The organism is Citrobacter sp. Cf072, from assembly GCF_030334485.1.
Taxonomy (GTDB): Bacteria; Pseudomonadota; Gammaproteobacteria; order Enterobacterales; family Enterobacteriaceae; genus Citrobacter; species Citrobacter freundii.
Genome location: NZ_JAOWDX010000045.1, coordinates 589,443 through 604,510, shown reverse-complemented (window position 1 = coordinate 604,510; position 15,068 = coordinate 589,443). Strand labels below are relative to the sequence as shown.

Genomic DNA, 15,068 nt, shown 5'->3' with positions numbered 1-15,068 from the left:
TAATCCACGCCCTTTTTTATAGCGATTAGTGACGCTAAAGTGGCCAGATATTGTCGATTATAATCTGCAGGCTGCGGTTGCCGCGAAACTCGTTAATATCCAGTTTGTAGGCAAGTTGAACTTCGCGCACGCCGTTGTCCGGCCAGTAGGTGGTATCGACATTAAACGCAATACCGTCCAGCAGCGGACCACCGCCCACGGGCTCGACCATCACCTTCAGATGACGCTCACCGACCAGACGCTGCTGGAGCAAACGGAAATGCCCGTCAAACAGCGGTTCCGGGAACATTTGCCCCCACGGTCCGGCATCGCGCAGCATTTGTGCGATCTCCATGGTCATCTCCGCCGCGCTCAGTGGGCCATCCGACACCACTTCACCTTGCAGTAAGGCAGGATCCAGCCACTCGGTTACCAGTTCGCCAAAACGCTGCTGGAAACGCTCAAACTGCGCCTCTTCAAGCGATAAACCCGCCGCCATGGCGTGACCGCCAAACTTGAGGATCATGCCCGGATAAAGGGTGTCCAGGCGCTCCAGCGCATCGCGCATGTGCAGCCCCTGAATCGAACGCCCGGATCCTTTGAGAGTACCGTCACCTGCCGGGGCAAACGCTATTACTGGGCGATGGAATCGCTCTTTAATACGCGATGCCAGAATCCCCACAACGCCCTGATGCCACTCAGGATGATACATTGCCAGGCCGCCCGGTAGTGTATCGCTACTGCGTTCCAGCTTTTCACACAAAGTCAGTGCTTCGGCCTGCATACCCTGCTCGATCTCTTTGCGCGTCTGGTTGAGCGCATCAAGCTCATTGGCCAGCACACGCGCTTCGCCAATGTTGTCGCACAGCAATAGCGCCACACCAACGGACATATCGTCCAGACGGCCCGCCGCATTCAGCCGTGGCCCGAGGGCAAAACCCAAATCACTGGCTGCCAGCTTTAGGGGGTCGCGATTGGAAATCTCCAGCAGCGCTTTAATACCAGGGCGACACTTTCCGGCACGAATGCGGCTTAAGCCTTGCCACGTCAGAATACGGTTATTGGCATCCAGCGGGACCACGTCCGCCACCGTGCCAAGTGCAACCAGATCGAGCAAATCCGCCAGGTTCGGCGGTGCAATGCCGCGTTCATCAAACCAGCCTTTGTCACGCAGGAAAGTACGCAGCGCCAGCATCAGATAGAAGGCTACACCAACGCCTGCCAGCGATTTCGACGGGAACTCACAGTCGGGCAGGTTAGGATTAATGATTGCCTCTGCGCCCGGCAGCGTATCCCCTGGCAGGTGGTGATCGGTCACAACGACCGGGATCCCCAACGTTCTGGCATGTTCGACACCCGCGTGAGACGAGATGCCGTTGTCTACGGTGACAATCAGCTGAGCGCCCCGGGCATGGGCCTGATCAACGACTTCCGGGCTTAAACCATAACCGTCTTCAAAACGATTTGGCACCAGGTAGTCAACGTTACTGCAGCCCAACGCGCGCATCGCCAGGATGCTTAGCGCCGTGCTGGTCGCACCATCAGCGTCAAAATCGCCGACAACGATGATTCGGGTTCCTTCGCGAAAGGCGTTGTAGAGGATCTCAACCGCTTTTTCGACGCCGTTCAAATGCTGCCACGGCAGCATGCCTTTCACGCTACGCTCAAGCTCCTGCGCGCTACGTACACCACGGCTGGCGTATAAACGGCGCAGCAGTGGCGGCAAGTCTGCAGGTAGCTCGGCGGTCTCGTCGGCCTCACGCCGACGAAGTTGTATCTGTTGTTTCACGCGAATTATTTACCGCTGGTTTGTTTTGCATGTGCGTCGAGGAATTCTTTCATCTCTTTCGGGCCCTGATAGCCAGGTACGACATAGCCATTGCTCAGCACAATCGCCGGTGTACCGCTGACGCCAAACTGTACGCCCAGCGCATAGTGGTTAGCGATATCCACATCACAGGTCGCCGCTTTTACACCCTTGCCAGTCATCGCGTCGTCAAAGGCTTTGTTTTTGTCCTTAGCACACCAGATAGACTTCATGTCCTGCTCAGCCTGGCTGTCCAGCCCCTGACGTGGGAAGGCCAGATAACGTACGGTGATCCCCAACGCATTGTAATCTTTCATCTCTTCATGCAGCTTGTGGCAGTAACCACAAGTGATGTCGGTGAAAACGGTAATGACGTGTTTTTCCTGCGGCGCTTTGTAGATGATCATCTCTTTTTCCAGCGCGTTCAGATGCTTCATCAGCAGTTGGTTGGTGACGTTCACCGGACTTGCGCCGCTCACGTCATACATCGGTCCCTGAATAATATGTTTACCGTCTTCAGTTACGTACAGCACGCCGCTATTGGTCAGTACGGTTTTCATGCCCGCAACCGGAGCAGGTTGAATCTCGGTGCTCTGCACACCCAGCTTTGCTAATGACTGGCGAATTGCCGCGTCGTCTGCATGTACCATGCCGGAAAACGCCGTCGCCAGCAGGGTGAACATCATAAAACGTTTTTTCATAGCCTATCCTATCCTGTCAGCACTCACGCTCGCGGGTGATGCTGTTGATGTAGTTGCCGCAAGCGCTCCGTTGCGACATGAGTATAAATTTGCGTTGTCGAGAGATCGCTATGCCCCAGTAGCATCTGCACCACGCGCAGATCTGCGCCATGGTTGAGCAGATGCGTGGCAAATGCGTGCCGCAGGACGTGCGGTGACAGCTTTTCGCTGTCGATTCCCGCCAACACAGCATAGTGTTTGATACGATGCCAGAAGGTCTGACGGGTCATCTGTTGCGCCCGCTGACTAGGAAACAGCACATCAATCGATACGCCGTTGAGCAACCATGGACGCCCATGTTCCAGGTATGTTTCCAGCCAGTACACTGCCTCCTCACCCAACGGGACAAGGCGCTCTTTGTTACCTTTACCGATCACCCGTACCACGCCCTGACGCAGGCTGACGTCACTCATCGTCAGTCCTACCAGTTCAGACACGCGCAGGCCCGTTGCATACAACACTTCCAGCATGGCTTTGTCGCGTAGCTCCAGCGGTTGATCGATAAGCGGCGCCTGCAGCAGTCGTTCTACCTGCGCTTCGCTGAGATCTTTGGGCAGACGCTGCGGAAGTTTAGGTGATGCAAGCGAGGCGCTGGGGTCATCTTCGCGATATTTTTCGCGGAACATATGCTGAAAAAAACGTCGCGTCGCACTGAGCAAACGTGCAGAACTGGTGGCTTTATACCCTCCATCCATCCGCTCAGCCAGCAAGGCTTGCAGATCATCACTTTGCGCGGTCGCAAGCGAAGCGCCACGGTGATGTAACCATTCCACAAGCATGGTCAGATCGCGACGATACGCACTTAATGTGTTTTCCGCCAGATTTCGTTCCAGCCACAGGGCATCAAGAAACTGCTCGATGCGCGCCAGATCCTGTTCCACTCGCGCCCCTTATTCCACTCTCATTTTTGATGCATTATGCCTCATTGTGCCGGGATTGCGGCGATTCTGTTACACTACCCGCAACGCTACAGCAGAATTGAGATGTTTACGTCATGAACATGGGTCTTTTTTACGGTTCCAGCACCTGCTACACCGAAATGGCAGCAGAAAAAATCCGCGATATCCTGGGTCCCGAACTGGTGACACTGCACAACCTCAAAGACGATTCCCCGACCCTAATGGAGCAGTATGACGTGCTCATTTTGGGCATCCCAACCTGGGATTTCGGTGAAATTCAGGAGGACTGGGAAGCGGTCTGGGAGCAACTGGACGACCTCAACCTGGAAGGAAAGATTGTCGCGCTTTACGGTATGGGCGATCAGTTGGGATACGGTGAATGGTTCCTGGATGCGCTGGGTATGTTGCACGATAAACTGATCACCAAAGGTGTAAAGTTTGTCGGCTACTGGCCCACCGAAGGCTACGAATTCACCAGCGATAAACCCGTCATTGCCGATGGGCAGCTGTTTGTTGGTTTGGCGCTGGATGAAACGAACCAGTACGATCTCAGCGATGAACGCATTCAGGCCTGGTGCGAGCAAATTCTTGGCGAAATGGCCGAGCACTGGTCCTGAATTTCTGCCGACTGACGGCTAAGGTCGCAACCTTACCGTCAGTACTACTTCTGCTTCGCCTTTTGCAGCATCAACCGCCGTAAATCCCGCCACTCTGCATCATCCATACTGTCTGCCGCCAGCCACAAATGTTGACGTTTTCCGGCATCAGAGCGCAAACGCAGCATCATGCCTGTTTTAACCATCCAGGGGGCGCTAACGATAGACCACTCTTGCCCTTGCCAGCGCAGACGTCCATCCATCAACAGCCGAATCTCACCCTGACAGGCGTTGATTCGACGCTGACTGCGAACGCTATCGAATACCACCAGAGAGAGCAAAACCAGCCATAATGGGGTGTAGCTCAATGGCCAGGGCATCAATAAAATAAACACCGCGACCAGCCCATGAATTAGCAGTGAAAGCCACTGCGCGCGCCATGATACGCGTAAATCAGATTGCCACTGGACCACGTTCCCGATTCCGTGTCTGGATAAGTCGCACCATCTGCTCCAGCTCAGCATCAGCTGGTTTCCCATGATTCATCAACCAGTTAAATAAATCTGGATCATCACATTCTAGCAGACGGATAAAGATACGTTTTTCTTCGTCACTTAAGCTGTCATATTCATGTTCGAAAAACGGCATGATCGAGATGTCCAGCTCGCGCATACCGCGGCGGCATGCCCAATGAATACGTGCTTTGTTGTTAATATCCATGTTCTTCTCCCTGTCTCGCGAAAACGAAGTATCCCGCTATTGTAACGTGTTTTTCCCGCTCTTTTACGGGAATATCAGTAAACTGAAGCTCGCTCGCTAAATAAAACCTTATTAAGCCAAAGGATTCACCATTTTTTGATGTTTCCTCGCAAAGCGCAATATATGGCACAAATAGCCTGTTTAAACCGCTTGCAATGGGCCATAGCTCTTTTACCATTAGTCATTATCACTGCGTTAAGCAAATCAGGACATTATTATGGCTTTTACATCTTTTCCTCCTCGCCAGCCTTTCGCGTCAACGCGTTTGCCTCTGACGCTAATGACGCTCGATGACTGGGCGCTCGCCACCATCACCGGTGTCGACAGTGAGAAGTATATTCAGGGTCAGGTCACAGCGGATGTCAGCCAGATGACCGAGCATCAGCACCTGTTAGCTGCACATTGTGACGCCAAAGGTAAAATGTGGAGCAACCTGCGTCTGTTCCGACAGGGTGACGGTTTTGCATGGCTTGAGCGCCGTAGCCTGCGTGATGCGCAGCTCACCGAGCTGAAAAAATACGCGGTCTTCTCGAAGGTGGCGATTGCCCCGGATGACGAGCGTGTCCTGCTGGGCGTAGCGGGATTCCAGGCACGTGCAGCGCTGGCCAATCTCTTTAACGAATTACCGAACAGTGATAAGCAGGTCATTACCGAAGGTGCCTCCACGATATTGTGGTTCGAACACCCTGCTGAACGTTTTCTGCTGATCGTTGATGCCACCACAGCAGAAACCTTGGTTGAAAAGCTGCGTGGCGAAGCAGAGTTAAATAACAGCCAGCAGTGGCTGGCGCTGGATATCGAAGCGGGTATCCCCGTTATTGATACAGCCAACAGTGCACAGTTTATTCCACAGGCTACCAATCTGCAGGCTCTGGGCGGGATCAGCTTTAAAAAAGGCTGCTACACCGGTCAGGAAATGGTTGCTCGTGCAAAATTCCGCGGAGCCAATAAACGCGCCATGTGGACTTTGGCGGGTGCCGCCGGTCGAGTACCGGAAGCTGGCGAAGACCTTGAATTAAAAATGGGCGAGAACTGGCGTCGTACCGGTACCGTACTTGCCGCAGTAAAACTGGCCGATGGTCAGGTAATGGTGCAGGTTGTGATGAATAACGACATGGAGGCCGACAGCGTGTTCCGCGTTCGTGACGACGCAAAAACGCTGCAAATCGTACCGCTGCCGTATTCGCTGGAAGAGTAAATGAATAATGCCTGATTGCGATGCGTCTATCAGGCATGCTGGCTTTTGTTTTGTAGGCCGGATAAGGCGCTAGCCTCCATCCGGCGTCAATGATTACGCCTGACCAACGTAGAGATAGATCGCCAGGAAGTGGCAAACGCTGCCGCCCAGCACAAAGCCGTGCCAGATCGCATGGTTGTAAGGAATGCGCTTACAGACGTAGAAAATAACGCCCAGGGAATACACCACACCGCCAACAGCCAGCAACGTCACGCCTCCCGCTGCCAACTTAACCGCCAGTTGATACACCACAATCAGCGATAGCCAGCCCATTGTCAGGTAGGTTACCAGCGACAGAACCTTAAATCGGTGCGCAATGGTCAGTTTGAATAAAATACCGATCAGCGCCAGGCTCCAGATAACAATCATCAGTCCACGTGCCAGCGGCGAATCAAGCCCCACCAGCAGGAATGGCGTGTAGGTCCCGGCAATCAGCAGATAAATCGCACAGTGGTCAAATTTTTTCAGCCAGATTTTCGCTCTCTGATGGGGGATCGCGTGATACAAGGTTGAGGCGAGGAACAGCAGGATCATGCTGCCGCCGTACAGGCTATAGCTGGTAATGGCCATAGCGCTGGCGTTGGTATCTACTGCCTGGACCAGTAATAACACCAGTCCGACAATCCCAAACACCAGCCCGATACCGTGACTGATGCTATTGGCTATTTCCTCTGCCAACGAATATCCCTGCGCGATTAATGGCTTCTGAACCATAAGTTACTCCCCAGAAACGAACACTTTCGTTATTGCGCCTCTAGCGTAACTGAGAATGGTTCCAGTGAACACCTGTTAGCTAAAATAAATATCACATTAATATTAATCCTTTAAAATCATTGTATTGTAAGTAGTTTTTCAACTAACAGATGTTTCTTTAAATCAAAGACATTTAAAATCAATCACATAAAATTGCGTCTGATTCGGGTAAATCTCGGCAATCACATGTTTAAGTTCTTCAAGCGTCATGTTTTCCTGCTGGGCATGTTTATCCGTTAGCGTAGCCAGCGTGACGGTTGAGGTGCCAACAACCTCAATCGTGCAGAAGTAACCGTCATCTTCGAAGCGCCCAACCCGTAAAATGTCCCCGGCTTTGAAGTGTGATTCGGACTCGTCACGAATGGTGATGGTCTTGCGTCCGGCCAGAATGTCATCCTGGAAACGCTGAAAAAAAGTGATGTCATTTGGCTGCATGTTATTATTCCCTGTAGATGAAGTCTGATGAGTGAGTTTTGCCATTGTGAGTATGTTCTCCCACGCTGCCATCGCCAGTCTCAACAATCTTGAGATGCTGGTCTACAACTATGTCATCAAAAACCGTGACAAAGTCATGTACATGACCATTCGCGAACTGGCCGATGCAGTGGGTGTTTCCACTACCACCGTACTGCGCTTTTGCCGCAAGCTTAAATGTGAGGGTTACTCAGAATTTCGCGTGCGCTTCAAATTATATTTAGAGCAGAATGAACCGCAACAGGCTAATTTCGGTGCCAGCGAAATTATCAGTTTCTTTAAAGGCGTCAATAACGACGAATTCGATAAACTGCTCGATCAGGCTGTTGATATTATATTATCGTCCGAACGTATTATATTCGTCGGAGCGGGAACGTCTGGAGCGCTGGCAAAATATGGCGCACGTTTTTTCTCAAACGTCGGTAAATTCAGTAATCACATTGACGATCCTTATTTCCCGGTCACTAACGACATGGCCAGAAACGCGCTGGCGATCGTGCTTTCCGTATCTGGTGAAACAGAAGAGATCCTGCGCTTTGCCAGCCAGTTCAGTCTGCACAACTGTAAGGTTCTGTCGGTCACCAGCCATGAACACTCTCGCCTGGCGAAACTCGCCGACTTTAACCTCTCCTGGCATGTTCCACAAACACGTATTGCCGGGGTATACGATATAACCACGCAGATCCCCGTTATTTATATTCTGGAATCACTCGGTCGCAAGCTGGCGAAAAGAATGGCGTAAAAAAACAATCTGTTTTTTTGATGTAACAAATCACATTTACGCTATTTTGTTATATCGTGACATTTATCTTTCCTTTGTTAGACTCAAAATCAGATTGTATTAATTTGAGACTGAGCGCAGATGAAAAAACTTACCTTACCAAAAGATTTTTTATGGGGCGGCGCGGTTGCGGCGCACCAGGTTGAAGGCGGCTGGAACAAAGGTGGCAAAGGCCCCAGCATTTGCGACGTACTGACCGGAGGGGCACACGGCGTTCCGCGAGAAATCACTCAGGAAGTTGAGTCCGGTAAGTACTACCCCAACCACGAAGCTGTCGATTTTTACAGTCATTACAAAGAAGACATCAAGCTGTTTGCCGAGATGGGATTCAAATGCTTCCGTACCTCAATCGCCTGGACCCGTATCTTCCCCAAAGGGGACGAAACCCAACCGAATGAAGAAGGGCTAAAGTTCTACGACGACATGTTCGATGAACTGCTGAAGTACAACATTGAACCAGTCATCACCCTTTCCCACTTTGAAATGCCGCTGCACCTGGTTCAACAGTACGGTAGCTGGACCAATCGTAAAGTCGTCGATTTCTTTGTCCGTTTTGCTGAAGTCGTTTTTGAGCGCTATAAGCACAAGGTCAAATACTGGATGACCTTCAATGAGATCAACAACCAGCGTAACTGGCGCGCACCGCTGTTTGGTTATTGCTGCTCCGGCGTGGTGTATACCGAGCATAAAAACCCGGAAGAGACTATGTACCAGGTGCTGCACCACCAGTTCGTGGCCAGCGCGCTGGCGGTAAAGGCGGCACGTCGCATCAACCCGGAAATGAAAGTCGGCTGCATGCTGGCAATGGTGCCACTGTACCCGTTCTCCTGTAAGCCTGAAGATGTGATGTTCGCGCAGGAATCGATGCGTGAGCGCTACGTTTTCACTGACGTTCAGCTGCGCGGCTACTATCCATCATATGTACTGAACGAGTGGGAACGCCGCGAATTCAACATCCAAATAGAAGCCGGCGATGAGCAAATCCTGCGTGAAGGCACCTGTGACTATCTCGGATTCAGTTACTACATGACCAACGCGGTAAAAGCGGAAGGCGGCAGCGGCGATGCCATTTCTGGTTTTGAGGGCAGCGTACCGAACCCGCACGTAAAAGCCTCCGACTGGGGCTGGCAGATTGACCCCGTCGGTCTACGCTATGCCTTATGTGAGCTGTATGAACGCTACCAGAAGCCGCTGTTTATCGTTGAAAACGGGTTTGGCGCTTATGACAAAGTAGAAGAAGACGGCAGCATCAACGACGACTATCGCATCGACTATCTGCGCGCCCACATCGAAGAAATGATGAAAGCGGTGACCTATGATGGCGTAGACCTGATGGGCTACACGCCATGGGGCTGCATCGACTGCGTATCGTTTACCACCGGTCAGTACAGCAAACGTTACGGCTTTATCTACGTGAACAAACATGACGACGGCACCGGCGATATGTCGCGTTCACGAAAGAAGAGTTTTGACTGGTACAAAGAGGTGATTGCCAGCAACGGCGAGAATCTGTAATTTTTGCCGGATGGCGGCGTAAACGCCTTATCCAGCCTACAGGTTATACTCCCGTAGGCTGGATAAACGCTGCGCTATCCGGCAATTAAATCCCTACTTCCCGCCTGCCAGTTCCAGAAAACTGCCCGTTACGTAAGATGCCTTCTCGCTCAACAGCCAGGTAATTGCCTGCGCGACTTCTTCCGGCTGCCCGCCACGCTGCATAGGCAACATAGATTTCACGCGATCGACTCTTCCCGGCTCGCCGCCTGATGCGTGCATTTCAGTGTAGATAAGACCTGGTCGCACGCAGTTTACGCGGATCCCTTGCGCCGCAACCTCCAGCGCCAGGCCGGTGGTGAGCGTGTCCACAGCGCCTTTCGAGGCCGCGTAATCAACATATTCGAATGGCGCACCAAGCCGCGATGCCGCCGAAGAGACATTTACAATCGATCCACCCTGACCGCCGTGCTTGAACGACATGCGCTTTACCGCTTCCCGACAGCACAGAAAATAGCCGGTAACGTTGGTTGCCAGTACGCGATTAATTCGTTCGGCGGTTAAGTTTTCGACCGTGCTTTGCTCAAACAAGATCCCGGCATTATTCACCAGGGCAGTCAGTTGCTCGCCTTCACGGTCAATAGACTCAAACATTGCCACCACCTGGCTTTCATCACTGATATCCGCACGCAAAGCAAATGCTTTACCGCCTGCAGCGACGATGTTGTTCACCACCTCGGTTGCCGCACGAATATTGTGATGAAAATTCACGGCGACCGTGTAACCCTCTTGCGCCAGTTGCAGCGCGGTTGCTCGACCAATGCCACGACTGCCGCCCGTCACCAATGCTATAGCCATAACGTTTCTCCCAAAAAATAAAGGCGCCGAAGCGCCTTTAAAAGATAGTTGAATCAGCAGATTACTGATATTCGCTCATCGGTACGCAGGAGCAGAACAGGTTACGGTCACCGTAAACGTCATCAAGGCGTTTCACGGTTGGCCAGTATTTGTTCGCCACACCCGCCGGGAAGACGGCGATTTCGCGGCTGTAACCGTGATTCCACTCCGCGACCAGCTCGTTTTGCGTGTGCGGTGAGTTAACCAGCGGGTTATCTTCCAGTGACCATTCACCGGCTTTCACGCGATCGATCTCAGCGCGGATTGCCAGCATCGCATTGATAAAGCGATCCAGTTCCACTTTGCTTTCAGATTCAGTCGGTTCAACCATCAGGGTACCCGCGACCGGGAATGACATAGTCGGCGCATGGAAACCGTAATCGATTAGGCGCTTGGCAATATCCAGTTCGCTGATGCCGGTCTCTTCTTTCAGTGGGCGAATGTCGAGAATACATTCATGCGCCACGCGACCATCGCGACCGGTATACAATACCGGATAAGCATCTTTCAGACGGCTGGCAATGTAGTTAGCGTTAAGAATCGCCACCTGGCTTGCCTGCTTCAGACCTTCTGCGCCCATCATACGGATGTACATCCAGCTGATTGGCAGAATGGATGCGCTACCGAACGGCGCCGCAGAAACTGCGCCCTGACGGGTCAGCATCCCTTCAATCTGCACTACGCTGTGGCCCGGTACAAACGGCGCCAGATGTGATTTCACGCCGATCGGTCCCATACCTGGGCCGCCGCCGCCGTGCGGAATGCAGAATGTTTTATGCAGGTTGAGGTGCGAGACATCTGCGCCAATAAAGCCCGGCGTGGTGATCCCAACCTGAGCGTTCATGTTCGCGCCATCCAGGTAAACCTGGCCGCCGAACTGGTGCACAACGTCGCACACTTCACGGATCGTTTCTTCATAAACGCCGTGGGTGGATGGGTAGGTCACCATGATGCAAGAAAGGTTGTCGGCATGTTGTTCTGCTTTTGCTCGCAGATCGTCCAGGTCGATGTTGCCGTTCTTATCACAGGCGACAACCACTACCTGCATACCCGCCATCTGTGCAGACGCCGGGTTGGTACCGTGGGCAGAAGCCGGGATCAGACAGATATCGCGATGACCTTCGTTACGGCTTTCGTGATAATGACGAATCGCCAGCAGACCCGCATACTCGCCCTGCGCACCGGAGTTCGGCTGCATGCAGACGGCATCATAACCGGTCAGTTTAACCAACCACTCGGAAAGCTGGCCGATCATCTGGTGATAACCTTCAGCCTGCTCTGGCGGGCAGAAAGGATGCAGCTCAGCGAATTCAGGCCAGGTGATAGGGATCATCTCGGCAGCGGCGTTGAGCTTCATGGTGCAGGAACCCAGCGGGATCATTGCCTGATTCAGCGCCAGATCTTTACGCTCCAGTGAGTGCATGTAGCGCATCATCTCGGTTTCGCTGTGATAGCGGTTGAACACCGGGTGGCTGAGGATCGCATCGTCACGCAGCATGCTTTCCTGAATAGAACGGCTGTCGAGCGCCACGTCTTTATCCAGCGTATCGATGTTCAGAGCGTGACTGTCGCCCAGCAGTACATTGAACAACTGCACCACGTTTTCACGGGTGGTGGTTTCATCGAGCGTAATACCTACCGCGTTATGGATATCGCTACGCAGGTTGATTTCTGCCGCTTCGGCACGCGCCAGCACTGCGGCCTTATCGGCTACTTCAACGCACAGGGTGTCGAAGTAGTGCGCATGACGCAGCTTCAATCCTTTCTGTTGCAGACCGGCTGCCAGGATATCAGTCAGGCGGTGGATGCGATTAGCAATGCGTTTCAGGCCAACCGGACCATGATAAACAGCATACAGACTGGCGATGTTGGCCAGCAGGACCTGCGAGGTACAAATGTTGGAGTTCGCTTTCTCGCGGCGGATATGCTGCTCACGAGTCTGCATCGCCATGCGCAGTGCTGTATTGCCCGCCGCATCTTTGGAGACGCCGATAATACGGCCTGGCATGGAGCGTTTGAATTCGTCTTTCGCGGCGAAGAATGCCGCGTGTGGGCCACCGTAACCCATCGGTACGCCGAAGCGTTGTGCAGAACCGAAAACGATATCCGCGCCCTGTTTGCCCGGAGCAGTCAGCAGTACCAGCGCCATAAAGTCGGCAGCGACACTGACCACAACTTTACGGGATTTCAGCTCGGTAATCAGTTTGCTGTAGTCATGCACTTCACCGGTGGTGCCAACCTGCTGCAACAGCACGCCAAACACATCCTGGTGATCCAGTGCTTTCGCCGCGTCATCAACAATGACGTCAAAACCAAAGGTTTGTGCACGAGTACGCACAACATCCAGCGTTTGCGGATGAACATCAGCGGCCACAAAGAAACGGTTGGCGTTTTTCAGTTTACTGACGCGTTTTGCCATCGCCATCGCTTCAGCCGCCGCGGTGGCTTCATCCAGCAGAGAGGCGGAGGCCATGTCCAGACCGGTCAGATCCAGCGTCACCTGCTGGAAGTTGAGCAGCGCTTCCAGGCGCCCCTGAGAAACTTCTGGCTGATACGGCGTATACGCAGTGTACCAGCCCGGGTTTTCCAGCATGTTGCGCAGGATAACCGGTGGCAACTGCACGGCGGTGTAGCCCATGCCAATGTAGGACGTGAAGCGCTTGTTACGCCCAGCGATGGCTTTTAATTCAGCCAGCGCAGCGTATTCGGTCGCCGCCTCGCCCACCTGCGGCGGGGTTGCGAGCTGAATGTCTTTCGGCACAATCTGACCGATCAGCGCGTTTAACGACTCGGCGCCAACCGCATTCAGCATCTCTTGCTGCTGTGCGGCGTCCGGTCCGATGTGGCGTTCAATGAAAGCGCCGCTGTTTTCAAGCTGGCTTAACGTCTGTGTCATGGGCGATGGTTCCTGAAACGTGCAGTGAATCGTGATTGTCTCTGTCTACGAGCCCGGCAGCGCTAGCGCTTACCGGGTCTACGCATGCTTTGTAGGCCGGATAAGCGCAGCGCCATCCGGCAAAAGCGTATTTACTCGTCTTCTAACAATGCTTCATATGCGGTCGCATCCAGCAGCGATTCAATTTCGCTTTCATCGCTGGCTTTGATTTTGAAAATCCAGCCGCCCGCATACGGCTCGCTGTTGACCAGTTCCGGGGAGTCGCTAAGCGCGTCGTTAACCGCCACAATCTCACCACCTACTGGCGCATAGATATCGGATGCCGCTTTTACGGACTCCGCAACGGCACAATCATCGCCCGCGCTGACGGTTGCGCCAACTTCTGGCAGGTCAACGAAAACCATGTCACCTAACAGCTCCTGAGCGTGTTCGGTGATACCAACGGTGTAAGAGCCGTCAGCTTCTTTGCGCAGCCATTCGTGTTCTTTGCTGTATTTCAGTTCTGCAGGTACGTTGCTCATCAATCAATCTCCAAAAAAGGATGAATTACGCGACGGCTTTGCCGTTACGCACAAAAACAGGTTTAGTCACTTTTACCGGCATTTCGCGGTTACGGATCTGCACGATCGCAGTTTCGCCGATACCCGCAGGGACACGCGCCAACGCGATGCTGTAACCAAGAGTTGGGGAGAATGTCCCGCTGGTGATAATGCCTTCCTGCTGGTTGCCGGAAGCATCGGTGAAGCGCACCGGCAGTTCATTACGCAGCACGCCTTTCTCGGTCATCACCAGCCCGACCAGTTGTTCGTGGCCTTTTTCACGCTGCATTTCCAACGCTTCACGACCGATAAAGTCGCGGTCAGCCGGTTCCCATGCGATGGTCCAGCCCATGTTGGCCGCCAGCGGAGAAATGCCTTCGTCCATCTCCTGACCGTACAGGTTCATGCCCGCTTCCAGACGCAGCGTGTCACGTGCGCCGAGACCGCAAGGTTTGACACCTGCTTGTACCAGCGCACGCCAGAAATCTGCCGCTTTTTCATTCGGCATGGCAATTTCATAACCTGCTTCGCCGGTATAACCGGTGGTTGCGATAAACAAGTCGCCCGCCTGAACGCCGAAGAACGGCTTCATGCCTGCTACCGCCTGACGCTGCTCGTCAGTAAACAACGTAGCTGCTTTTTCCTGTGCGTTTGGACCCTGTACCGCAATCAGCGACAGATCATCACGAACGGTGATGTCGATAGCGTATGCTTCAGCGTGTTGGGTAATCCAGGAGAGGTCTTTTTCGCGGGTGGCGGAGTTTACAACGAGGCGGAAGAAATCTTCAGTGAAGTAGTAGACAATCAGGTCATCTATCACGCCGCCCGAAGCGTTAAGCATACCGGAGTAGAGGGCTTTACCCGTCTTCGTTAGCTTTGCGACGTCGTTTGCCAGCAGATAACGCAAGAACTCCCGGGTGCGGCTACCGCGCAGGTCGACGATGGTCATATGCGACACATCAAACATTCCGGCATCGGTGCGAACAGCATGGTGTTCATCGAGCTGAGAACCGTAATGCAGTGGCATCATCCAGCCATGGAAATCGACCATGCGCGCGCCACATAGCGTGTGTTGTTCGTACAAAGGAGTCTGTTGAGCCATCTTTTCCTCGTTGAATAAGCGGGGCTATCAACTCTTTCGCGGTGAAATTATCGCCACGAAACCCAGCACCGCAGCCGCTCCAGGGGCTACGACGCAAACGTTCTCTTTGTCCTGA

15 protein-coding genes are annotated in these 15,068 nt (G+C 53.1%); 4 read left to right on the top strand and 11 right to left on the bottom strand.

The features are described from left to right. Positions 1 to 34 precede the first annotated feature (34 nt). From recJ to xerD, 3 genes are read right to left on the bottom strand one after another with little or no spacing between them, the layout of a single operon-like run. Positions 35 to 1,768, bottom strand: a complete 1,734-nt coding sequence (gene recJ, locus OGX66_RS15270; RefSeq protein ID WP_048232743.1) for a single-stranded-DNA-specific exonuclease RecJ — start codon at positions 1,766 to 1,768, stop codon at positions 35 to 37. A gap of 5 nt (positions 1,769 to 1,773) precedes the next feature. Continuing rightward, a complete protein-coding gene (gene dsbC, locus OGX66_RS15265) occupies positions 1,774 to 2,487 on the bottom strand; it encodes a bifunctional protein-disulfide isomerase/oxidoreductase DsbC (protein ID WP_003825520.1) in 714 nt (237 codons plus the stop codon). A 23-nt stretch (positions 2,488 to 2,510) separates the two neighbouring features. After that, complete coding sequence (xerD, locus tag OGX66_RS15260; protein WP_088903084.1) at positions 2,511 to 3,407, bottom strand: site-specific tyrosine recombinase XerD; 897 nt, start codon at positions 3,405 to 3,407, stop codon at positions 2,511 to 2,513. Positions 3,408 to 3,520: 113 nt separating this feature from the next. On the opposite strand from xerD, the gene fldB reads away from it, so the two are divergent. Then, positions 3,521 to 4,042 carry a flavodoxin FldB gene (gene fldB, locus OGX66_RS15255; protein ID WP_003026933.1) on the top strand — a complete coding sequence of 174 codons (522 nt, stop codon included), beginning with the start codon at positions 3,521 to 3,523 and terminating at the stop codon, positions 4,040 to 4,042. 44 nt (positions 4,043 to 4,086) lie between these two features. Here fldB and OGX66_RS15250 read toward each other — a convergent pair whose 3' ends face one another. Together OGX66_RS15250 and sdhE are read right to left on the bottom strand one after the other, a co-directional pair. Then, positions 4,087 to 4,494: a protein YgfX gene (locus tag OGX66_RS15250; RefSeq protein WP_003026936.1), complete on the bottom strand. Its 408-nt coding sequence runs from the start codon at positions 4,492 to 4,494 to the stop codon at positions 4,087 to 4,089. Continuing rightward, positions 4,475 to 4,741 (bottom strand): FAD assembly factor SdhE, encoded by a 267-nt coding sequence (gene sdhE / locus OGX66_RS15245; RefSeq protein WP_003026938.1) that lies wholly within the window; start codon positions 4,739 to 4,741, stop codon positions 4,475 to 4,477. Before sdhE ends, OGX66_RS15250 begins: the two co-directional genes overlap by 20 nt. A 256-nt stretch (positions 4,742 to 4,997) precedes the next feature. Between sdhE and ygfZ the strand changes: the two genes are divergently transcribed. Beyond that, positions 4,998 to 5,978, top strand: coding sequence for a tRNA-modifying protein YgfZ (gene ygfZ / locus OGX66_RS15240; RefSeq protein ID WP_088903083.1), 981 nt, complete (start codon positions 4,998 to 5,000; stop codon positions 5,976 to 5,978). A gap of 93 nt (positions 5,979 to 6,071) precedes the next feature. Here the strand turns inward: ygfZ and trhA are convergent, their stop codons facing one another. Both trhA and yqfB read right to left on the bottom strand, forming a co-directional pair. After that, complete coding sequence (gene trhA, locus OGX66_RS15235; protein ID WP_003838267.1) at positions 6,072 to 6,731, bottom strand: PAQR family membrane homeostasis protein TrhA; 660 nt, start codon at positions 6,729 to 6,731, stop codon at positions 6,072 to 6,074. A 162-nt stretch (positions 6,732 to 6,893) separates the two neighbouring features. Further along, entirely contained in the window at positions 6,894 to 7,205 is a 312-nt protein-coding gene (gene yqfB, locus OGX66_RS15230) for a N(4)-acetylcytidine aminohydrolase (RefSeq protein WP_044700802.1), read from the bottom strand. Between the two features lie 52 nt (positions 7,206 to 7,257). Between yqfB and OGX66_RS15225 the strand changes: the two genes are divergently transcribed. Together OGX66_RS15225 and bglA are read left to right on the top strand one after the other, a co-directional pair. Further along, on the top strand, positions 7,258 to 7,986 hold the full coding sequence (locus OGX66_RS15225) for a MurR/RpiR family transcriptional regulator (protein ID WP_060855085.1): 729 nt from the start codon (positions 7,258 to 7,260) through the stop codon (positions 7,984 to 7,986). A gap of 120 nt (positions 7,987 to 8,106) precedes the next feature. Next, a complete protein-coding gene (bglA, locus tag OGX66_RS15220; RefSeq protein ID WP_088903082.1) occupies positions 8,107 to 9,540 on the top strand; it encodes a 6-phospho-beta-glucosidase BglA in 1,434 nt (477 codons plus the stop codon). A 93-nt stretch (positions 9,541 to 9,633) separates the two neighbouring features. Here bglA and OGX66_RS15215 read toward each other — a convergent pair whose 3' ends face one another. From OGX66_RS15215 to gcvT, 4 genes are all read right to left on the bottom strand, one after another. Continuing rightward, positions 9,634 to 10,377, bottom strand: a complete 744-nt coding sequence (locus tag OGX66_RS15215) for an SDR family oxidoreductase (RefSeq protein ID WP_071687456.1) — start codon at positions 10,375 to 10,377, stop codon at positions 9,634 to 9,636. A gap of 61 nt (positions 10,378 to 10,438) precedes the next feature. Next, positions 10,439 to 13,312 carry an aminomethyl-transferring glycine dehydrogenase gene (gcvP, locus tag OGX66_RS15210; protein ID WP_044713822.1) on the bottom strand — a complete coding sequence of 958 codons (2,874 nt, stop codon included), beginning with the start codon at positions 13,310 to 13,312 and terminating at the stop codon, positions 10,439 to 10,441. A gap of 131 nt (positions 13,313 to 13,443) precedes the next feature. Next, the gene (gene gcvH / locus OGX66_RS15205) at positions 13,444 to 13,833 is read right to left on the bottom strand and encodes a glycine cleavage system protein GcvH (RefSeq protein WP_003026965.1); all 390 of its coding nucleotides are present in this window, start codon (positions 13,831 to 13,833) and stop codon (positions 13,444 to 13,446) included. 25 nt (positions 13,834 to 13,858) lie between these two features. Further along, the gene (gene gcvT, locus OGX66_RS15200; protein WP_061549188.1) at positions 13,859 to 14,953 is read right to left on the bottom strand and encodes a glycine cleavage system aminomethyltransferase GcvT; all 1,095 of its coding nucleotides are present in this window, start codon (positions 14,951 to 14,953) and stop codon (positions 13,859 to 13,861) included. Between the last annotated feature and the right edge of the window lie 115 nt (positions 14,954 to 15,068).